General features: G+C 70.0%; 1 protein-coding gene and 2 pseudogenes. All 3 read left to right on the plus strand.

Annotated features, from left to right (window positions below; genetic code table 11):
- Window positions 1-320 (plus strand): annotated as a pseudogene (locus x551_RS22250) (formylmethanofuran dehydrogenase subunit C); the annotation flags it as partial.
- Between the two features lie 121 nt (window positions 321-441).
- A complete protein-coding gene (gene fae, locus x551_RS22255; RefSeq protein WP_011830211.1) occupies window positions 442-975 on the plus strand; it encodes a formaldehyde-activating enzyme in 534 nt (177 codons plus the stop codon).
- 192 nt (window positions 976-1,167) lie between these two features.
- A pseudogene (locus tag x551_RS22260) lies at window positions 1,168-1,373 on the plus strand (chloride transporter); the annotation flags it as partial.

A 1,373-nucleotide genomic window follows, 5' to 3' on the forward strand; every position in this document is an offset into this window, starting at 1 on the left:
GCAGCGCGCTGGTGTTCGGCGACGCCGGCGACTTCCTCGCCTCGCGCATGGTGGCCGGCACGATCGCGGTGGCCGGCCGCATCGGCGCGCACGCCGGCTACGGCATGCGCCGCGGCAGCGTGGTCTGCGCCGGCACGGCGCCGACGATCCCGCCCACCTTCGTGGCCAACGACGCCAACATCGACGTGTTCTGGCAGCTGCTGGCGCGCGACCTGGCGCGCCATGGCGGCGCCTTCGCTGGCCTGCCGGCACGGCGCGTGCAACGGCATCTGGGCGACCTCGCTGCGGGCGGCAAGGGCGAACTGCTGCTGTGCGTCTGAGCGAGCCGCGCTCCGGCACGGCGCGGCCCGGCTAAGCTCTTGAAAGGTGCCGGGACGGACCCGGCCACTCCTGCCGCTTCATTCGATTTCTTCTTTCGTCCCACTCACTCGAGACCCTGCCATGAGCAAGACCTACACCTTCCACGCCGGCGAAGCCACCGTGTTCGCCGCAGACGGCCAGTTCACCGACGCGATGCCGGAGATCCTGATCGGCCGCACCGACGGCCCGGTCGGCGCCGCGTTCGCCAACATGATGGCGCAGAGCAAGGGCCACACCGCGATGTTCGCGATCCGCGCCTGCAACCAGATGGTCCGCCCGGCGACGATCACCGTGCCGAAGGTGACCCTGAAGGACAGTGCCAACATCGACCTGTTCGGCGGCGTGGTGCAGGCGGCCACCGCCGACGCGGTGATCGACTGCGTGATCGAGGGCATCATCCCCAAGGACGTGGCCAACGAGCTGTGCATCGTGAGCCTGGTGTGGATCGATCCCCGCTGCGCGAAGGATCCGAACCTCGACAAGAAGGACATGTACCGCACCAACTACGAGGCCACCAAGCTGGCCATCCGCCGCGCGCTGAACAACGAGCCGTCGATCGACGAGTTGATCGCGAACCGGCACACGATCCGGCACGACATGGACGACTGGTCATGACGACCACCCTCGTTGAGAAATGACGATCACCCCCGTTGCGGCTGCGCCGCTCCCCCTCGAAGGGGGCGACGCTGGCGGGCCGGCGGAGCCGGAACCGCGGCGTCCACTGGGTGGGCTGCGGTTGGCTCCGGCCTGCGCGCTGGGGCGGCGTGGTTGACTGAATGAGTGCGCGTGGACGCTGACCGAGTGCCGATGAGCGACGACGTGGAGGCCTTTGCGCTGCTGGACGACCGCGCGGCGACCGCGGAGCGGCCGAGCAGCCGGCTCTACACGGACCATGTGCGGACGCACCGCTGCGAGGATCCGGCCGCGCTCGACGCGGTGTGGCGCGCGGTCGAGGCCGACCAGCGCGCCGGCCTGCACGCGGTGCTGCTGGCCGACTACGAATGGGGCGCGAA

Source organism: Methylibium sp. T29 (genome assembly GCF_000576205.1).
Lineage (GTDB): Bacteria > Pseudomonadota > Gammaproteobacteria > Burkholderiales > Burkholderiaceae_C > Methylibium > Methylibium petroleiphilum.

Bases quoted from the DNA above. Each gene is read 5' to 3' on its own strand.
- fae (WP_011830211.1), top strand. From the start codon at position 442: ATGAGCAAGACCTACACCTTCCACGCCGGCGAAGCCACCGTGTTCGCC.